The sequence below is a fragment of the Janthinobacterium sp. GW458P genome (assembly GCF_002127585.1).
Lineage (GTDB): Bacteria > Pseudomonadota > Gammaproteobacteria > Burkholderiales > Burkholderiaceae_D > Janthinobacterium.
In genome coordinates, this window is sequence record NZ_NEGZ01000003.1 from 231718 (window position 1) to 252304 (window position 20587).

At 62.9% G+C, this 20587-nt stretch carries 15 protein-coding genes; all 15 read left to right on the plus strand.

Annotated features, from left to right (window positions below; all coding sequences use genetic code 11):
• Positions 1-211: 211 nt before the first annotated feature.
• The 15 genes from CBW50_RS04560 to CBW50_RS04630 all read left to right on the plus strand — a co-directional run bounded on the left by CBW50_RS04560 (position 212) and on the right by CBW50_RS04630 (position 20582).
• A complete protein-coding gene (locus CBW50_RS04560; RefSeq protein WP_086144408.1) occupies positions 212-2887 on the plus strand; it encodes a TonB-dependent receptor in 2676 nt (891 codons plus the stop codon).
• A 109-nt stretch (positions 2888-2996) separates the two neighbouring features.
• Positions 2997-4349: an MFS transporter gene (locus CBW50_RS04565; RefSeq protein WP_086144409.1), complete on the plus strand. Its 1353-nt coding sequence runs from the start codon at positions 2997-2999 to the stop codon at positions 4347-4349.
• A 24-nt stretch (positions 4350-4373) separates the two neighbouring features.
• Positions 4374-5321: a family 43 glycosylhydrolase gene (locus CBW50_RS04570; protein ID WP_086144410.1), complete on the plus strand. Its 948-nt coding sequence runs from the start codon at positions 4374-4376 to the stop codon at positions 5319-5321.
• A 17-nt stretch (positions 5322-5338) separates the two neighbouring features.
• Positions 5339-6421 (plus strand): aldose epimerase family protein, encoded by a 1083-nt coding sequence (locus CBW50_RS04575; RefSeq protein WP_086144411.1) that lies wholly within the window; start codon positions 5339-5341, stop codon positions 6419-6421.
• Between the two features lie 196 nt (positions 6422-6617).
• Positions 6618-8360 (plus strand): IlvD/Edd family dehydratase, encoded by a 1743-nt coding sequence (locus CBW50_RS04580; protein WP_086144412.1) that lies wholly within the window; start codon positions 6618-6620, stop codon positions 8358-8360.
• Between the two features lie 12 nt (positions 8361-8372).
• On the plus strand, positions 8373-9365 hold the full coding sequence (araD1, locus tag CBW50_RS04585; protein ID WP_086144413.1) for an AraD1 family protein: 993 nt from the start codon (positions 8373-8375) through the stop codon (positions 9363-9365).
• Positions 9362-10939 (plus strand): aldehyde dehydrogenase (NADP(+)), encoded by a 1578-nt coding sequence (locus CBW50_RS04590; protein WP_086144414.1) that lies wholly within the window; start codon positions 9362-9364, stop codon positions 10937-10939. Before araD1 ends, CBW50_RS04590 begins: the two co-directional genes overlap by 4 nt.
• A gap of 86 nt (positions 10940-11025) precedes the next feature.
• Positions 11026-11793, plus strand: coding sequence for an SDR family NAD(P)-dependent oxidoreductase (locus tag CBW50_RS04595; protein ID WP_086144415.1), 768 nt, complete (start codon positions 11026-11028; stop codon positions 11791-11793).
• 214 nt (positions 11794-12007) lie between these two features.
• Positions 12008-13558: an alpha-N-arabinofuranosidase gene (locus CBW50_RS04600; protein WP_086144416.1), complete on the plus strand. Its 1551-nt coding sequence runs from the start codon at positions 12008-12010 to the stop codon at positions 13556-13558.
• Positions 13559-13623: 65 nt separating this feature from the next.
• Positions 13624-14676 carry an arabinan endo-1,5-alpha-L-arabinosidase gene (locus CBW50_RS04605; RefSeq protein WP_086144417.1) on the plus strand — a complete coding sequence of 351 codons (1053 nt, stop codon included), beginning with the start codon at positions 13624-13626 and terminating at the stop codon, positions 14674-14676.
• A 135-nt stretch (positions 14677-14811) separates the two neighbouring features.
• Positions 14812-15786 (plus strand): ABC transporter substrate-binding protein, encoded by a 975-nt coding sequence (locus CBW50_RS04610; protein ID WP_086144418.1) that lies wholly within the window; start codon positions 14812-14814, stop codon positions 15784-15786.
• Between the two features lie 9 nt (positions 15787-15795).
• Entirely contained in the window at positions 15796-17337 is a 1542-nt protein-coding gene (locus tag CBW50_RS04615) for a sugar ABC transporter ATP-binding protein (RefSeq protein WP_226936137.1), read from the plus strand.
• A complete protein-coding gene (locus CBW50_RS04620; protein ID WP_086144419.1) occupies positions 17334-18419 on the plus strand; it encodes an ABC transporter permease in 1086 nt (361 codons plus the stop codon). Before CBW50_RS04615 ends, CBW50_RS04620 begins: the two co-directional genes overlap by 4 nt.
• On the plus strand, positions 18416-19390 hold the full coding sequence (gene yjfF / locus CBW50_RS04625) for a galactofuranose ABC transporter, permease protein YjfF (protein ID WP_086144420.1): 975 nt from the start codon (positions 18416-18418) through the stop codon (positions 19388-19390). Before CBW50_RS04620 ends, yjfF begins: the two co-directional genes overlap by 4 nt.
• A gap of 250 nt (positions 19391-19640) precedes the next feature.
• The gene (locus tag CBW50_RS04630) at positions 19641-20582 is read left to right on the plus strand and encodes a LysR family transcriptional regulator (protein WP_086144421.1); all 942 of its coding nucleotides are present in this window, start codon (positions 19641-19643) and stop codon (positions 20580-20582) included.
• Positions 20583-20587 lie beyond the last annotated feature (5 nt).

The following is a 20587-nucleotide window of genomic DNA, read 5'->3' on the forward strand; positions in this document are numbered from 1 at the left end:
TTTTTGTGCAGACCCATCCGGGAAATCTCCCTGACGCCCCTGCCCTCGTCGTGTTGCAACCTCCAAATTTTCCGACCGCCGATATCGAAATTGATATCGAAACTGCGGAAAATTTGATTGGAGAGATTATCGCCCAGCCCCTAAGATAAACGCCGAGCATGCGAACGACATGCAAGCAGCATAACAATATCAATACAATATCTGGAGATGCATGATGTCTAGCGCCACCGGCCCGCTCGCGGCCATTTTCCCTCGTCCGTTCACCTTGAAGGCCGCTGTTGCGGCACTGGCCGGTATTGGCTTGCTGAGCTCTGCCTCGGTCTGGGCGCAGGCGGATGCGCAAGCCGCGCCGACCGCCGTGCAGCCCGCCGTGGCCGCGCCGGAAGGCGACGTGGCCGTGGTCACCGTCAGCGGCGTGCGCCGCTCGGCACAGAATTCGCAGCAGATCAAGATGCGCTCGGACCAGGTCATCGATTCCATCGTCGCCGACGACATCGGCAAATTCCCTGACAACAACGTGGCCGAAACCCTGGCGCGCATATCCGGCATCCAGATCCGCCGCGACTCGGGCGAGGCGAGCGCCGTCATGATACGCGGCTTGCGCGATGTCACGACCCTGCTCAACGGCCGCGAACTGTTCACCACCACGGGCCGCTACGTCAACCTGGCCGACATTCCCGCCACCATGCTGCAGCGCGTCGACGTCTATAAATCGCAGGGCGCCGACCAGGTCGAGGGCGGCGTGGCCGGCATCATCGACGTGCGCACCAACCGCCCCTTCGATTTCAAGGAGTTTACCGCCAGCGTGAACGCGCGCGCTGTCTACAGCGACAAATCGAAAGCCACGGACCCGAACATCAGTGCCATGGCGGCGAACCGCTGGAAGACGGGCATCGGCGAAGTGGGGGCGCTGCTGGGCTTGTCGCAGCAGCAGCACCGCTACCACGAGGAGCGCGCCTTCAGTACCGCGCCCGTGGACAAGCTTTACTTTTCGCCGGGCCTGACGGCGCCGGACCAGGTGGGCTTGTTGCCGATCAAGGGCGACCGCCGCCGCACGACCGCCAATGCCGTGCTGCAATGGCGCCCGAACGCCGACGTGGAACTGTACGCCGAAGGCATGGCCACGCGCTTCCTGCTCGACGCCGAGTCCGATTACTTTGTCGGCCTGCCGTGGTGGGGCACGCCCGTGTCCGCCACCAGGATTCCCGGCAGCAACCAGCTGCAGACGCTGACGTCCACCAACGTCAACACCATCATGTCGACGCAGGCAAACAAGAACCAGACGAAGACGCAGCAGTTTGCCGTGGGCGGCTTGTGGGATATCAATCCGGAATGGCGTTTCACGTCGGAACTGGCCAGCACAAGCAGCACGTACAACTGGCGCAATCCGATTCTCGATGCCATCACCGTCGTGCCGAACGCCACCATCAATACCAACCAGAACGGCACCCTGCACGTCGATTACACGGGCAGCGATTTGAACGACCCGGCAAATTACTATCTGAAGGGCTTTTTCGACCGCTACGGCCGCGATGAGGGCAGCGCGAACGACCTGCGCGCCGACCTCGCGTACACGCCCAGTGCCGGCGGCATCTTCAAGGAAATCAGCGTCGGCTTGCGCGGCGTCAAACGCGAAGCGCAATCGATCAAGAGTTTCGAAGGCAATGCGGAAGCACCGGACGTGTCCGGAGCCGCGTTTCCGTTCAGCCGCCAGGGCGTGACGTCGATTCCCGGCCTCAATTGCCTGTCGGAGCCGATGTCCGGCGGCGGTCCCGACTATGGTTTGACGCAGTGGTACACGCCGTGCGCCAGCTTCCTGCTCAATAACACGGCCACGATCCGCGAAGCCATTACGGGCAGCAGCGCGGCGCGCGCCATGGACCCGGGATCGTTCTTCAAGGACACGGAAAAGACATATTCCCTCTACGGCAAGGCGAAAATCGCCTTCAGGCTCGGTGCCTACCCCGTCGACGGCACCGTCGGCGTGCGCGTGGTGCGCACCGAGCAAAGGCTGCAGGGCAACAGTTCACAGGATGGCGTGTACACGCCCGTCGTCAGCGACACGGCCAGCACCGACGTGCTGCCCAGCGTGGCCCTGAAGATCAAGCTGCGTTCCGACCTGATCGGCCGTTTCGCGGCGGGCCGCACCATCAGCCGCCCCGGCTTTTCCCAGCTGAACCCGGGCGTGGCCCTGGTCAACTCGACGGAAACGGTCAAAGCCACGGGCGCGGGCGGCAATCCGGAGCTGAAACCGGTGACGGGCGACAACGTCGATGCAGCGCTGGAATGGTATTTCGCGCCGGCCGGTTCCGTCACGGCCACCGTGTTCCACCACAAGTTCGACGGCTATATCCAGCAGCGCATTGCCAGCGAAACCATCGCCGGCAAGGTCTACGACGTGGACCGCCCCTACAACACGGCCGACGGCAAGCTGCAGGGCCTGGAAATCGGCTACCAGCAGTTCTATGACGGCTTGCCCGGCATCTTGAGCGGCCTGGGCTTGCAGGCGAACGGCACCTATATGAGCGGCACCACCGACGACGAGACGGGCAGCCATGCCATCACGGGCGTGTCGCGCTATGCCTACAACCTGGTGCTGCTGTACGAGAAAGACGCGTGGTCGGGCCGCCTGGCCTACAACTGGCGCTCGAAATTCATCGACAGCTACAACCAGGGCGGCCCCGGCCTGGATTTGAAGGTGGCGGCCACGGCCCAGCTCGACGGTTCGCTGTCGTACAAGCTCAACGACCAGTTCACCGTGACCCTGGACGGAAATAACTTGCTCGACACCAAGTTCAAGGATTACTGGAACGCGCCGGGCGTGTATGCGCGCGATACGCGCCGTTATGACCGCACGGTAGGGTTATCGCTGCGCTGGAAGATGTAAGTTGATCGCACAGTAAAAAATCAAGGGCGTTGCCATGGTTTCGGCCGGCAACGCCCCTGTCAGTTGGGCAGTCAGGCACGATTCATCATCAAAAGAATGGACGGAAAGCATGGAGACGCAAAAATTATCCACCGTTGAAAAGGTCGGCTTCGGCGCCGGCGACATGGCGCTCAATGTCGTCATCTCGTCGATGATGCTGATCATTACCTTTTTCTATACCGATATCTATGGCTTGAAAACCACGGATCTTGCCCTGCTGTTCGTGGCCGTGAAAGTCATCGGCGCCATCGCCGACCTGGTCATGGGCCAGATCACCGACCGCTACAGCTTTGCCTCGGGCCGCTACCGCCCGTATCTGCTGTGGCTGGCCGCGCCGTTCGGCGTCAGCGTCTTTTTCGTGTTTACCACGCCGGCATGGGGCTATGACGCCAAGCTCATCTGGGCGTATTCGACGTACATCTTGATGACCATCATGACGGCCGGCGTGGGCATCCCGTATATTTCCCTGATCAGCGGCCTGACCAGCGACCCGCACGAGCGCCTGTCGGCCAACGGCTACCGTTTGTTCTTCGCCAAGATCGGCGCCTTCATGGTGACCATCGTCGTGCCGGTGCTGTCGCAGCGCTGGGGCGGCGGCAACCCGGCCGTCGGCTACCAGGCGGCCATGGCCGTGATGGCCGTCATGGGCGTGGCCCTGTTCCTGTTCTGCTATTTTTCCACCACGGAGCGCGTCGTGCATGTGGTGGAAAAGCAATCGCTGCTGGCGCAGTTGAAAGTGCTGCTGCAGAACGACCAGTGGCTGGTGCTGTGCGGCGTGTGCGTCACGGGCACGGTGGGCTACGTGGTGCGCGGCTCCGTCGCCATCTATTACGCGAAATACTATCTGGGCGGCAGCACGGAAACGGTGGCCGCCTTTCTCACGACGGGCGTGGTGGCCGCCATCCTGGCCATGGTCGCCTCGACGTGGATCACCAAGTTCTATTGCAAGGTAAAACTGTTCCGCTACACGCAGATCGGCGTCGCGCTGATCAGCCTGGCCATCTATTTCTTTGTGACGCCGAGCGACACCGTGCTGGCCTTCGCCCTGTATTTCCTGCTCTCCTTTGTGGTGGACTTGCATGCGCCCGTGTTCTGGTCGGCCATCGCCGAGACCATTGATTACGGTCAAGTCAAGACGGGCAAGCGCGTCTCCGGCTTCGCCTTCGGCGGCATTTCCGTCTGCCAGAAGGCCGGCATGGCCGTGGCCGGCTTTTTGGTGGGCATGCTGCTGTCGTATTTCGACTACCAGCCCAACCATGAGCAGACGCAATTCGCCCTGAACGGCATCGCCCTGATGCTGTCGGTCATCCCCGGCTTCTTCCACTTGCTGATGGGCTTGCTGATGTTCAAGTACCGCATCAGCGATGACTATTACCGAGGCGTAAAAGTGGAAATGCACAAGCGCGGTTTTGTCGCTGCGTAAGAATCATTGAATGGAGTAAGCAACATGGCAGACGTCTTGAAACCGCTGATCGAACAGCGCGCCGACCCGCATATCACCCGCCACAGCGACGGCTATTATTACTTTACGGCTTCCGTGCCCCAGTACGACCGCATCGAACTGCGCCGCGCCGGCAGCATCGCCGGCCTGGCCGACGCGCCTACCGTCGACGTGTGGCACAAGCCGGACACGGGCCCGTACAGCGAACTGGTGTGGGCGCCCGAATTGCACTTCAACGACGGTGCCTGGTATGTGTATTTCGCCGCCGCGCCGAGCCGCGAGATCAAGCATCAACTGTTCCAGCACCGCATGTATGCGATCCGCAACACGAACGCCAACCCCTTGGAAGGCGAGTGGGAATTCATGGGATCGATCGACACGGGCATCGACACCTTCTGCCTCGACGCCACCACCTTTAGCCACGACGGCCAGCTGTACTACCTGTGGGCGCAGAAAGATATCGCCATCGCGGGCAATTCCAACCTCTATATCGCGCCCATGGCCACGCCGTGGCAGCTGGCCGGCCCGCCCGTGATGCTGAGCAAGCCCGAGTTCGACTGGGAAATCCGCGGCTTCCGTGTCAACGAGGGACCATCCGTGCTGAAGCGCCATGGCAAGATCTTCATCAGCTATTCGGCCAGCGCCACCGATGAAAACTACGCGATGGGCCTGCTGTGGGCCGACGACACGGCCGACCTGCTCGACCCGTTCTCGTGGAGCAAGTCGCCGGAACCCGTGTTTGCCAGCTGCTATGAGCACGGCATCTACGGCCCCGGCCACAACAGCTTTACGACGGCCGAAGATGGCGACAATGTGTTGCTGGTGTACCATGCCCGCACCTACACGGAAATCGTTGGCGACCCGCTGTGGAACCCGGACCGCCATACCTTTGTGAAGCCGCTGCGCTGGAATGCGCAGGGCATGCCCGTGTTTGGCCGTTCATCGACCCTGTAAAACCTGGAAGAGCGCCCATGACTACTGTTGCAGCCGCATCCACCGCCGCCGCCGTCACCGGGGCGCCGTTCGGCGTCCTGCCCGACGGCGACCACGTCACCGTGTTTACCCTGACGAATCGCCAGGGCATGCAAGTCAAGGTGCTCGATTTCGGCGCCATCATCAGCGAAATCCATGTGCCGGACCGCGATGGCCGCTTTGCCGACGTGGTGCTCGGTTTCGAGCGCATCGAGCCGTATCTGCACAACAGCGCTTTCCTGGGCGCCGTCATCGGGCGCTACGGCAACCGCATCGCGCAAGGACGTTTCAGCCTCGACGGCAAGGACTACCAGCTGGCCGTGAATAACCGGCCCAATCACTTGCATGGCGGAAACCAAGGCTACCACCAGGTGATGTGGCAGGCCGAACCGTTCACGAAGGAAGATGCCGTGGGCGTCACGTTCACGCGCAGCAGCCCGGACGGCGAAGACGGCTACCCGGGCAAGCTCGACGTGACCGTCGTGTATGAACTGGACAACGACAACGCGTTGAGCCTGCGCTACCACGCCGTGACGGATCAGGCCACGCCCGTCAACCTGACCAACCACAGCTATTTCAACCTGGCGGGGCAGGGGCATATCCTCGGCCACGAGCTGTCCATCCATGCGGACCGCTACCTGCCCGTCGATGCGGGCGCCATCCCCACGGGCGAACTGGCGGACGTGGCCGGCACGCCGTTCGACTTGCGCCAGCCCACCGTCATCGGCGACAGCATCGACCTGCCGCATGAACAGATCCGCATCGGCCGCGGCTACGACCATAACTTTGTGCTCAATCAAAAGGCGGATCAACTGCTGAACCTGGCCGCCACCGTGCGCGACCCTGCCTCGGGCCGGCTGATGCAGGTATACACGCAGGAACCGGGCATGCAGTTTTATTCCGGTAACTTCCTCGACAGCAGCCAGTACGGCAAGCTGCGCGCCATCAGCTACCGCAGCGCACTGTGCCTGGAAACCCAGCATTTCCCGGACTCGCCGAACCAGGCGCATTTCCCGAACACCATCCTGCGCCCGGGCGAGGAATACCGGACGGAAACAGTGTACCGCTTTTCCGCCGAGTAAGCGCCCCAGCCAAAATCGCCTACGCCCTGCCGCCATGCGCCCGCAGGGCGTTTTCATTGGTGCATGCCGATATCGTTTTCGATATCGGAACGGATTAAAAATTGATTGGAAAGGCATGGCAGGATTCTTTAGTATTCCAACATCGCTGCCCGGGCCGACGACCTTAGATCCGGCATGGCACAACCTGGAGAATGGCATGTCTGAGACAAAAAAGAAGGTGGCCCTGCGCTCGGCCGAGTGGTTCGGCTCGCAGGACAAGAACGGCTTCATGTACCGCAGCTGGATGAAAAACCAGGGCATACCTGACCACGAATTTCACGGCAAGCCCATCATCGGCATCTGCAATACCTGGTCCGAACTGACGCCCTGCAACGCGCATTTCCGCCAGCTGGCCGAACACGTCAAGCGCGGCATCCTGGAAGCGGGCGGTTTCCCCGTGGAATTTCCTGTCTTCTCGAACGGCGAATCGAATCTGCGCCCGACGGCCATGCTGACGCGCAACCTGGCCTCGATGGACGTGGAAGAATCGATCCGCGGCAACCCGATGGACGCCGTCGTGCTGCTGGTCGGCTGCGACAAGACGACGCCGGCGCTGCTGATGGGCGCGGCCAGCGTCGACATCCCCACCATCGTCGTCAGCGGCGGCCCCATGCTGAACGGCAAATTGAATGGCAAGGACATCGGTTCCGGCACGGCCGTATGGCAGCTGCACGAGCAGATGAAGGCGGGATCGATCACCCTGCATCAGTTCATGTCGGCCGAATCGGGCATGTCGCGCTCGGCCGGCACCTGCAACACCATGGGCACGGCCTCGACCATGGCCAGCATGGCCGAAGCGCTGGGCACGTCCCTGCCGCACAACGCGGCCATCCCCGCCGTCGACTCGCGCCGCTACGTGCTGGCGCACATGTCGGGCATCCGCATCGTTGAAATGGTGCACGAAGACCTGCGCCTGTCGAAAGTGCTGACGCGCGAAGCGTTCCAGAACGCCATCAAGGTCAATGCCGCCATCGGCGGCTCGACCAATGCCGTGATCCATTTGAAAGCCATTGCCGGGCGCATCGGCGTGCCTTTGGAACTGGAAGACTGGACGAAAACGGGCCGCGGCACGCCGACCATCGTCGACCTGCTGCCGTCGGGCCGTTTCCTGATGGAAGAGTTTTACTATGCGGGCGGCTTGCCGGCCGTGATACGCCGCCTGGGCGAGGGCGATTTGCTGCCGCACAAGCATGCGCTGACCGTCAACGGCAAGTCGCTCTGGGACAACTGCGTCGACGCGCCGATCTACAACGATGAAGTGGTGCGCACCCTGGACAATCCGCTGCTGGCCGATGGCGGCATTTGCGTGCTGCGCGGCAACCTGGCGCCGCGCGGCGCCGTGCTCAAACCGTCGGCCGCCTCGCCGCACCTGATGCAGCACCGGGGCAAGGCCGTCGTGTTCGAGGATTTCGAACATTACAAGGCGCGCATCGTTGATCCGGATCTCGATGTCGATGCCGATTCCGTGCTGGTGATGAAAAATTGCGGCCCGAAAGGTTATCCGGGCATGGCCGAAGTGGGCAACATGGGCTTGCCGCCCAAGCTGCTGGCGCAAGGCATCACCGACATGGTGCGCATCTCGGATGCGCGCATGAGCGGCACAGCCTATGGCACCGTCGTGCTGCACGTGGCGCCGGAAGCCATGGCGGGCGGCCCGCTGGGCATTGTGCGCGACGGCGACACGATCGCCCTCGATTGCCACGCCGGCAGCCTGAACATCGACATCAGCGACGCGGAAATCGCCGAGCGCCTGGCGAAGCGCGAACTGGGCAGCGCGCCCGGACCGAAGAGCGGCTACCAGCAGCTGTACATCGAACACGTGCTGCAGGCCGACGAAGGCTGCGATTTCGACTTCCTGGTCGGCAATCGCGGGTCCGCCGTGCCGCGCCACTCACATTAAGCGGAGACAATTATGCTGTTGCTGCAATTTACGAATGAAAACGGCGGCCGCCTCGTCGGCCTGCTGCAAGACGACGTCATCCGCGTCATCGAAGGCTACAACACCAGCTATGCGCTGGCGCAAGACGCCATCCGCAAGCGTGTCAACCTGGCGGAACTGGTCAACGCCAGCGTCGGCAGTATCACGCACCTGTATGCGGACGTGGCCGCCAGCGGCCGTTTGCTGGCGCCGCTCGACCATGCGGACGACGCGCACTGCTACGTGACGGGCACGGGCCTGACCCACCTGGGCAGCGCCGGCGCGCGCGACGCCATGCACAAAAAGATCGGCGGCGATGCTGATTCCTTGAGCGACTCCATGAAAATGTTCCGCCTGGGCGTGGAAGGCGGCAAGCCCGCCGACGGCACGGCCGGCGCCCAGCCCGAATGGTTCTACAAGGGCGACGGCTCCATCGTGCGCGCCGGCGGCCAGCCGCTGCGCATGCCGGACTTTGCCCTGGACGGCGGCGAAGAGCCGGAAATCGCCGGCCTGTACGTGATCGGCGACGACGGCCAGCCCTACCGGGTCGGCTACGCCATCGGCAATGAATTCTCGGACCACGTGACGGAACGCCAGAATTATCTGTACCTGGCCCATTCAAAGCTGCGCGCCTGCAGCGTGGGCCCGGCCCTGCTGGTGGGTGAATTGCCCGCGCACATAGACGGCAGCTCGCGCGTGCTCGACGCGGCCGGCAATGTGCGCTGGGAAAAGGCGTTCGTCAGCGGCGAAGACAATATGTCGCACACAATTGCCAACCTGGAACACCATCACTTCAAGTATCCGCTGTTCAAGCGCCCCGGCGACGTGCACGTGCATTTCTTCGGCACGGCCACCCTGAGCTTTGCCGATGGCGTGAGCGTGGCGCCGGGCGACACCTTTGAAATCGAAGCGCCGGCCTTTGGCCCTGCCTTGCGCAACCGCCTCGACGTCTTTCCAACCGCATTTGCGAAAGTGAGCACATTATGAGTTTTATCATTAGCGGTGACGCATTGATCGGCGGCGTCGCCGTCAAGGGCCATGGCGGCTCCTTCGAAGCGTGGGACCCGGCCGCGCGCGCGCACATCGCGCCCGCCTTCCACATGGTTGACGTAGCGCAAATCGACGAAGCCTGCCGTCTGGCGCAAGCCGCGTTCGACCCGTTTCGCGCCACCACGGATGCGGAACGTGCTGATTTCCTGGACACCATCGCCGCGCAAATCGGCGAACTGGGCGACGAGCTGATCGTGCGCGCCATGACGGAAAGCGGCTTGCCGCGCGCGCGCCTGGAAGGCGAACGCGGCCGCACCGTGGGTCAATTGAAACTGTTCGCCGGCTTGTTGCGCGAAGGCTCGTGGACCGATGCGCGCATCGATTCGGCCTTGCCGCAGCGCGTGCCGCCGCGTCCTGACCTGCGCTTGCGCATGATCGGCCTGGGTCCCGTCGCCGTGTTTGCTGCCAGTAACTTCCCGCTGGCCTTCTCCGTGGCCGGCGGCGATACGGCTTCGGCCCTGGCGGCCGGCTGCCCCGTCGTGCTGAAAGCCCATTCGGCCCATCCGGGCACGTCCGAGCTGGTGGCGCGCGCCATCGTCAAGGCGATTGCCATTTGCCAGCTGCCGGCCGGCGTGTTCGCCTTGCTGACAGGCACGGGCAACGGCATCGGCCAGGCCCTGGTCGCCCATCCGGCCATCCAGGCCGTCGGCTTTACGGGTTCGCGCTCGGGCGGCATCGCCCTGATGAAGGTGGCGGCCGAACGCCCGCAGCCGATCCCCGTGTATGCGGAAATGAGCAGCATCAACCCCGTGTTTGTGCTGCCGCAAGCCCTGGCTGCCCGTGGCGCGGCCATTGCCGGCGGTTTTGCCGCTTCGCTGACGATGGGCGTGGGCCAGTTCTGCACCAATCCCGGCCTGGTGCTGGGCCTGGAAGGGGCCGACTTTACGGCCTTTGCCGCCGCCGCCGCCGAAGCGCTGGCGCCCGCGCCGGCCGCCACCATGCTGACGGCGGGTATCGCCAGCAGCTATGCCAGGGGCGTGGCGGCGCTGGCGCAGCACGCCGACGTGACGCCGCTGGTGCAGAACACGGGCGAGGAAGGCAAGGGCGCCGCCGCCCTGTTCGTCACCTCGGGCGAGGCGTTTTTGGCCAGGCACGATCTGCGCGATGAAGTCTTCGGCCCCGCCTCCCTGCTGGTGGCCTGCCGCGACATCGAGCAAATGCTGGCGATCACGGAAAGCCTGGAAGGCCAGCTGACGGCCACCCTGCAGATGGATGCCGGCGACCTGATTGATGCGCGCCGTTTGCTGCCCGTGCTGGAACGCCGCGTGGGCCGCATCCTGGCCAACGGTTTCCCGACGGGCGTGGAAGTGTCGACGGCCATGGTGCACGGCGGCCCGTTCCCTGCCACCTCGGACGGGCGCAGCACCTCCGTGGGTACGGCGGCCATCAACCGCTTCCTGCGCCCCGTGTCCTACCAGAACCTGCCGCAGGACTTGCTGCCGGAGTCGCTGCGCGATGATAATCCGCTCAGTATCTGGCGCCGCAAGGATGGCGTGCTGGGCAAGGACTAAAACCTGCTGCGCGGCGGGGCCAGCGGGCCTTGCCGCACCAGTGTGTGTTGCACGTAGTACATAAAAAATAAACAGGCGGAGACAAGATGAAGCAATTGGCGAAATATGGCAGCTTGCAGGGCAAGCGCGTGTTCATCACGGGCGGCGGCAGCGGCATCGGCGAATCCCTGGTGGCGGAGTTCGCCGCCCAGGGCGCGCTGGTGGCGTTTGTCGACATCGCCGTGGAAGCGAGCGAGGCCCTGTGCCGACGCCTGGCTGAGGCGGGCATGACGGCGCCCCTGTTCCGCCATTGCGACATCACGGATATTGCCTCCCTGCAAGCCGTCATGGCGGAACTGGCGCAGAAGCTGGGCGACTTCGATATCCTCGTCAACAACGCCGCCAACGACCAGCGCCACCAGGCGCAGGACGTCACCCTCGAGTACTGGAACGAGCGCATTGCGATCAATCAACGTCCCATGTTCTTCACCTGCCAGGCCGTGCTGGACGGCATGAAGCGCAGGGGCGGCGGTTCCATCATCAACGTCAGCTCGATTTCCTGGCACATGAAGTCGGGCGGCTACCCCGTCTACGCCACCACCAAGGCGGCCGTCGTGGGCCTCACGCGGGGCCTGGCGCGCGATTATGGCGCCCACAATATCCGCGTCAACACGGTCACGCCGGGCTGGGTCATGACGCAGCGCCAGATCGACCTGTGGGTCGACGAGGCGGCGGAAGCGGAAATCAAGAAAAGCCAGTGCCTGCCGCATAAACTGATGCCGCAGGACATAGCCGCCATGGTGCTGTTCCTCGCCTCCGATGACGGCGCGATGTGCTCATCCCAGGAATTCATCGTCGACGCCGGCTGGGTCTGACAAAACGCCCAGGGCGTTGTTGCCTTGCCTAGCCGTACATTCGTACTGTCTTCGGCAAGGCGCCTAGCCCTGGGCGTTTTGTCGGCCGCGGGCCTTCCCGCTTTACCCCATTCGTGTATGCCTGCCACTCCGTAGCCGGAGAGGCATCGCCACATCCAGATTTTGCCGGGGTTGACCCCGGCCCTTGCTTTTCACTAAAAAAACAGGAGACAGCATGAAATTCATCCATACCAGCATCGTGGCCCTGAGCCTGGCCATGGCCGCCGGCAGCGCCTTTGCCGCGCCCGTCAAGGTCACCATCGACATGGCCAGGCCCGGTTCCGTGATCAACAAGAACATCTACGGCCAGTTTGCCGAACACCTGGGGACCGGCATCTATGAAGGCATGTGGGTGGGGCCGGACTCTGCCATTCCGAACACGAAAGGCTGGCGCAACGACGTGCTGGGCGCCTTGAAACAGTTGCACGTACCGCTGGTGCGCTGGCCGGGCGGCTGCTTTGCCGATGAATACCACTGGAAGGACGGCATCGGTGCGCGCGACAAGCGCCCCACCAAGGTCAACACCAACTGGGGCGGCGTGGAAGAGTCGAACGCCGTCGGCACGCATGAATTCTTCGACCTGGCCGAGCTGCTGGGCGCACAGACCTATATCAACGGCAACCTTGGTTCCGGCACGCCGCAGGAAATGTCCGAATGGCTTGAATACATGACGTCGGACAGCAAATCCACCCTGGCCGAGCTGCGCCGCAAGAATGGCCGCGCCCAGCCATACAAGGTTGATTATTTCGGCATCGGCAATGAAGCCTGGGGCTGCGGCGGCAACATGCGCCCGCAGTATTACGCCGACTTGTACAAGCACTATCACACCTTCATGAAGACGCCGGAAAGCGCGCGCCCGAAATTCATCGCCAGCGGCGGCAATGACGACGACACCAGCTGGTCCGGCACCCTGAGCCGCGAAATCAAGCCGAACATGATGGACGCCATCAGTTTCCACTACTACACGGTGCCGACCGGCGTGTGGGAAAAGAAGGGCGCGGCCACGGGCTTTGGCGAAGATCAATGGATCTCCACCCTGAGCCGCACCCTGCGCATCGATAGCTTGATCAAGAACAATCTCGCCGCCATCGACAGGAACGATCCGTCGAAAAAGACGGGCTTGTACGTCGATGAATGGGGCACCTGGTACGACGTGGAGCCGGGCACGAACACGGGTTTTTTGTTCCAGCAAAACAGCTTGCGCGACGCCTTGGTGGCGGCCCTGAACTTCAATATCTTCCACGCCCACGCGGACCGCGTGCGCATGACGAATATCGCGCAAATGGTCAACGTGCTGCAGGCGATGATCATCACGGACAAGGATAAATATTTCCTCACGCCTACGTATCACGCGTTTGAAATGTATGTGCCGTTCCAGGACGCCACGGCCCTGCCGGTCGCCATTAGCGGCAATGGCAAGTACAGCCTGGGCAAGGTCAGCATTCCTGAAGTGAGCGCCTCGGCCGCCCGTGGCAAGGATGGCAAGGTGTACTTGTCCCTGGTCAACACGAATCCGCACGAGGCCGTCGACGTCAGCGTGGCCCTGGCCGGCAAGCCGGTGGCCAAGGTCACCGGCCGCGTGCTGAGCGCAGGCAAGATGGATGCCGTCAACAGCTTTGCGCAACCGCAAGCCGTGCAGCCGGTGGCGTTTAATGCCCAGGCGCAAGGCGGCAAGCTGACCGTGTCGCTGCCCGCCAAGGCCGTCGTGGTGGTGGCGGTCGAATAAACCTGCCGATTTTGAGGTAGCCAGCCGGCCCGCATGACGGGCCGGCAGGCCATGTGGAGAACACGATGCAATTTTCGACAATGATGGCCTTGGCGGCCATGCTTGCCTTCAGCCCTGTCCGGGCGTCCCAGGTCAGCGTGCACGACCCCGTGATGGCCAGGGAAGGCGACACGTATTATTTGTACAGCACGGGGCCCGGCATCACCTTCTACAGTTCAAAAAATAGGGTCGACTGGCGGCCGGAAGGGCGCGTGTTCGCGGGCCAGCCCGCGTGGGCCAAGACGGCCGCGCCATCGTTTGACGACCATATCTGGGCGCCCGACGTGCAGTTCCACGACGGCAAATATTACCTGTACTACTCGGTGTCCGGCTTCGGCAAGAACACCTCGGGCATCGGCGTGACCGTCAACACCACCTTGAATCCCCGCTCGCCCGATTACCGCTGGATCGACCAGGGCATGCTGCTGCAATCGGTGCCAGAGCGCGACGAGTGGAACGCCATCGATTCGAACATCGTCACGGACGCGGCCGGCACGCCGTGGATGGCCTTCGGCTCGTTCTGGAACGGCATCAAGCTGGTAAAGCTCAACAAAGACTGGACCCGTATTGCGGAACCGCAAGAGTGGCACTCGCTGGCGCGCCGCGCGCCGCTGCCGCCAAGGGCGGGCGAATTCAAGCCCGCGCCCGAGGAAATCGAGGCGCCGTTCATCTTCCAGCGCGACAACGAATACTTCCTGTTCGTCTCGTGGGGCTTGTGCTGCCAGAAGGAAAAAAGCACGTATCACCTGGCCGTGGGCCGGTCAAAAAGCGTGACGGGGCCGTATCTGGACAAGGAGGGGCGCGACATGGCGCAGGGCGGCGGCACGGTGGTCTTGAAAGGCGACAAGGACTGGCAAGGCCTGGGCCACAACAGCGCCTACACGTTTGACGGCAACGATTACCTGGTGCTGCACGCGTATGAGACGGCGGACAACTACTTGCAGAAGCTCAAGATATTGCCCATGACGTGGGACAAGGACGGCTGGCCGCAGGTGGACCCGCGCGACTTGAACCGCTACCAGAGCCGCGAATTGCCGGCTGCCAAACGGTCAGCGGACCAGGGGATGGGCGGCGGGTGATACGCAAATCGGTATCGCAAGCGAAAAAGAATTGATTGGATGGCTATGTTGCTTTCTCCTACCATGGGTTCATAAAAAACCGCCCATCCGGCATCCGGCTGTGATGGTATTCCAATAAAAAAACTGGAGACAAGAATGACCTTGAGCCGCCGCACCCTCCTCGCCAGCGCCATGCTGCTGGCCGCTTCCGCCGCCACCTTCGCCACGCCTTCCGCGTTCGCCGCCAAGCCCCTCGTCATGGGCTTTTCGCAGGTGGGCGCCGAGAGCGAGTGGCGCACCGCCAATACCGTCTCCATCAAGGATGCCGCCAAGAAAGACGGCGTCACCCTGAAATTTGCCGACGCGCAGCAAAAGCAGGAAAACCAGGTCAAGGCGCTGCGCTCGTTCATCGCGCAAAAGGTCGACGTCATCGCCTTCTCGCCCGTCGTCGAATCGGGCTGGGATACGGTGCTGCGCGAAGCCAAGGCCGCCAAGATTCCCGTCATCCTGACGGACCGCGCCGTCAACGTGGCCGATAAGTCGCTGTACGTGACCTTCATCGGTTCCGACTTTGTGGAAGAGGGCCGCCGCGCCGGTCAATGGCTGCTCGAATACGCCAAGAAAACCCCGGACGCGCAACTGAACATCGTCGAATTGCAGGGCACGGTCGGCTCCGCGCCCGCCATCGACCGCAAGGAAGGCTTCCAGGAAGTCATCGGCAAGAATCCCAAGCTGAAGATCATCCGTTCGCAAACGGGCGACTTTACGCGCGCCAAGGGCAAGGAAGTGATGGAAGCGTTCCTCAAGGCGGAAGGCAAGAAGATCAACGTGCTCTATGCGCACAATGACGACATGGCCATCGGCGCCATCCAGGCCATCGAGGAAGCGGGCATGAAACCGGGCAAGGACATCATCATCATCTCGATCGACGGCGTCAAAGGCGCGTTCGAGGCCATGATCGCCGGCAAGCTGAACGTCACCGTCGAGTGCAGCCCGCTGCTAGGCCCGCAACTGATGTCCATCGCCCGCGACGTGGTGGCCGGTAAACCCGTGCCGGCCCGCATCACGACGGTGGAGAACGTGTTCCCTGCCGAGGTGGCCGCGAAGGAATTTCCGAACCGTAAGTACTAAGCTTGCCGCATGATGAAGACGCAAGCGCATCACACGGCCGCGCCGGCTCCCTTGCTGGAGTTGCGCGGCATCAGTAAAGCCTTTCCCGGCGTCAAAGCCCTCAGCGATGTCGCCCTGCGCCTGTATCCGGGTGAAGTGCACACCCTGATGGGGCAGAACGGTGCAGGAAAGTCGACGCTGATCAAGGTGCTGACGGGCGTCTATACGCCCGACAGCGGCCAGATCCTGTTTGACGGCAAGCCCATCGCTACCGCGTCCACGTCGGATGCACAGGCGCTCGGCATCAGCACCGTGTACCAGGAAGTCAATCTGTGTCCGAACCTGTCGGTGGCGGAAAACATCTTTATCGGCCGCTACCCGCGCCGTTTCGGGGCTATCGACTGGCGTGCCATGCAGCAGCAGGCGCGTGCCTTGCTGCAGCAGTTGCAGATCGATATCGACGTCACGGCGCAACTGTCCAGTTTCCCGTTGGCAATCCAGCAAATGGTGGCCATTTCGCGCGCGCTGAATATTTCGGCCCGCGTGCTGATCCTCGACGAACCCACGTCCAGCCTGGACGAGGCGGAAGTCCACCTGCTGTTTTCCGTGCTGCGCCGTTTGCGCGGGCAGGGCATGGCGATCCTGTTCGTGACGCACTTTCTCGACCAGACCTACGCCATTTCCGACCGCATCACGGTCATGCGCAATGGCGAGCGCGAGGGAGAGTATGCGTGCAGCGAGCTGTCGCGCCTGGCGCTGGTGAACAAGATGATCGGCGTGGCGTTGGACACGCCGGAACAGGCGCTTGATCTGGCGCAAGAAGCCGGCGCGGCCAGCTTCGGTCCGACGGTGCTGGAAGCGCAGGGCCTCGGCCGCAAGGGCGCCTTGCTGCCCATGGATTTCCACATCCGCCAGGGTGAATTGCTGGGCCTGGCCGGCTTGCTCGGTTCGGGCCGCACGGAACTGGCGCGCTTGCTGTTTGGCGCCGACAGGGCCGACTCGGGCAGCCTCATGGTCAACGGCAAGCCGCGCCACTTCGCCGTGCCGCGCGACGCCATCGCCGCCGGCATCGGTTTCTGCTCGGAAGACCGCAAGCACGAGGGGGCGATCTTGTCGCTGTCCGTGCGCGAAAACATCATATTGGCCTTGCAAGCCCGCGCGGGCTTGCTGCGCGCCATCCCCTTTAAACGCCAGCAGGCGCTGGCCGACGAATACGTAAAGGCGCTGGGCATCAAGACGGCCAGCATCGAAACGCCGATCGGCAGCCTGTCGGGCGGCAACCAGCAGAAGGCCTTGCTGGCGCGCTGGCTGGTGACGTCGCCCGCCATGCTGATTCTCGACGAACCGACGCGCGGCATCGACGTGCGCGCCAAGCAGGAAATCATGCGCTATGTGGCCAAACTGTGCCGCAAGGGCATGGCCATCCTGTTCATTTCGTCCGAATTGCCCGAAGTGCTGCGCTGCAGCGACCGTATTTTGGTCATGCGCGACCGCAAGGCCTGCGGCGACTATGCGCGGGGCGAGCTCGATGACAGTTCCGTGCTGCAAGTGATTGCCGGAGAGACCGCATGAGCGTATCCACTTCGTCGCCCGCCGCCCCGGCGGCGCGGGCGGCTGCCACCACGGATTCTTCCATTGTGCATACCGTTTTACACCACCCCCTGAGCCGGCCCCTGGCCGCGCTGTCGCTGCTGTTGCTGGTGGCCTTCTTTGCCATCCCCGGCTTTTTCCACCTGGAAATCCGCGATGGCCATTTGTACGGCAGCGTGATCGACATCGTCAACCGCGCCGCGCCCCTGATGCTGGCCGCGCTGGGCATGACCCTCGTCATCGCCACGCGCGGCATCGACATTTCCGTGGGCGCCGTCGTGGCCCTGTCCGGCACCGTGGCCGCCATGCTGATCGGCGGCACGCTGGTGATGGACAACGGCGTGCCCACTTATGTCAGCAACATCCCCATGGGCTGGGCGCTGGCGGCGGCCCTGGGCGCGGCCCTGCTGTGCGGCGCCTGGAATGGCGTGCTGGTGGCGGGCCTGGGCTTGCAGCCCATCGTCGCTACATTGATCTTGATGGTGGCGGGACGCGGCCTGGCGCAATTGCTGACGGATGGTCAGATCGTCACCGTCTACTATCAACCGTTCTTCTTCATCGGCAGCGGCTATCTGTTCGGCTTGCCGTTCTCGCTGTTCCTCGTCGCGGCCGTGTTTATCATTACGGCCGTGCTGATGCGCAAGACCGCATTGGGCCTGTTCATCCAGGCCGTCGGCATCAATCCCGTCGCCGCGCGCCTGGCCGGCATCCGGACGGCGACCCTGATCTTTTTCGTCTACGTCTTTTGCGCCGCCTGCGCGGGCCTGTCGGGGCTGATGATCAGCTCGAACATCAAGAGCGCGGACGCCAACAATGCGGGCCTGATGCTGGAACTCGACGCCATCCTGGCAGTGACCCTGGGCGGCACGTCGCTGGCGGGCGGCAAGTTCAGCCTGGTGGGCAGCATGATCGGCGCGCTCATCATCCAGACCCTGACCTACACCATCTATTCGCTCGGCGTGCCGCCCGAGGTGAACATGGTCGTCAAGTCCGTCGTCGTCTTCCTCGTCTGCCTGTCGCAATCGTCGCAATTCAAGCAATTGCTGCATCGGAGAAAAGCATGAAGAGCTTGCTGCACACCCCGTATTTCACCTCGCTCGTTACGGTCCTGCTGCTGCTGGTGATGCTGGGCCTGGGCGGCGCCGCCTACCCGGGCCTGCTGTCCACGCAGGTCATTTTTAACTTATTGATTGATAACGCCTTTTTGCTGGTGATTGCCGTCGGCATGACCTTCGTCATCGTTTCCGGCGGCATCGACCTGTCCGTCGGCTCCGTGCTGGCCCTGTCGACCATGATCGCCGCCTGGCTGCTGCACGTGGCGCACTGGCCGCCGCTGCTGGTGATCGCCACCGTGCTGGCGCTGGGGGCCGTATTCGGCGCCGGCATGGGCGCGCTGATCCATTACTTCAAATTGCAAGCGTTTATCGTCACCCTGGCCGGCATGTTTCTGGCGCGGGGCCTGTGCTATTTGATCAGCATCAACTCCATCACCATAGCCGACCCGCTGTTCGTGGCCATGTCGCAGACGCAGCTGGGTTTTCTCGGCGGCGTTGTCTCGCCCGGCGTGGTCATCGCCGTGCTGACGTTACTCTTGGCCATCTGGCTGGCGCACGCCACGCCGTTCGGCCGCGCCGTGTATGCGATCGGCGGCAACGAGCAGTCGGCCCTGATGATGGGGCTGCCTGTGGGGCGCACCAAGGTCTTCATTTACGCCTTCAGCGGCTTTTGTGCGTCCTTGGGCGGCGTGCTGTTTTCGTTCTACATGCTGTCCGGCTATGGCTTGCATGCGCAAGGCACGGAACTGGACGCGATTGCCGCCGTCGTCATCGGCGGCACCCTGCTCAGCGGCGGCTACGGCTACGTGGCCGGCGCCCTGTCCGGCGTGCTGGTGCTGGGCACCATCCAGACCCTGATCGCCTTCGACGGCACGCTCAGTTCGTGGTGGACCAAGATCGTCATCGGCGGCCTGCTGTTCGTTTTTTGCGTCGTGCAAAGATTGATGGCCATGGGCCAGAAAACCACCCAGGAGAGTTAATCTGATGTTCAAGCAACACACACGTGCCGCAGCCATCGGCATGGCGGCGGTGCTCGCCTGCGTGGCACCAAGCCCATCGTGAACAACCTCTGCACGGGCGATCCGGCCGTGTACATCGGCCCTGCACCCAAGTCCAGCGCAGCCCGCAAGGCATCGTGATCGCTGCTTGACGACAAAAAAAGGAGACACACCGATATCTATAACATCGGTATTGAGTTAAAACCGATATCGATCATGATATGATTTATTCATGGATACCCTCAACCCCAACTGGTTCTTGCGAGCCCGCCTGAAGACGCGGCAACTGCTGCTGCTGATCGCCCTGGACGAGCAGCGCAACATCCACCGCGCGGCGGAAGAATTGCACATGACACAGCCGGCCGCGTCCAAGCAAATCAAGGACCTGGAAGAGATGCTGGACGTGCGCCTGTTCGACCGCTTGCCGCGCGGCATGGAGCCGACCATCTACGGCGAGACGATGATACGCCACGCGCGCATGGCCCTGACGAGCCTGTCGCTGGCGCATGACGACATCGTCGCGCTCAAATCGGGCCTGACGGGCCAGGTGGAAGTGGGCGTCATCATGACGCCGGCCATGGCCTTGCTGCCGCGCGCGATCGCCCGCATCAAGCAGCAGGCGCCGCTGATGCGCATCGGCGTGCACCTCGAGCACAGCAATACGCTGATGGACATGCTACAGCATGGAACCTTGGACTTCATGATCGGCCGCATCCTGGAAAAGGAAAGCAGCGCCGGCCTCATCTACGAGGAATTGACGGAAGAGCCGGCCAGCGCCGTGGCGCGCAATGGCCACCCGCTGCTGTCGCGCAAGAATTTGCAGTTAAGGGATTTGGCGGGCCAGCCGTGGATCCTGCCGCCGCAAGGCAGCATCCTGCGCCACCGTTTCGACATGATGTTCCGCCGCGCCAGCCTGGAGCCGCCCGTCGACGTGGTCGACACCACCGCCTTGCTGCTGATCACCTCATTGCTGCAGCAGACGGACTCGCTGCACGTGATGCCGACGGAAGTGGCCCATTACTATGAATCGCTGAACGTGCTGAGCATTTTGCCCATCGAGCTGCCGTGCAAGATGGATGCCTTCGGCATCATCCGCCAGCAGGATCATCTGTTGTCGCCGGGGGCGGATATGCTGCTCAAAGCTGTGCGGGCGACCGCCGCGGACATGTATTAAACCCA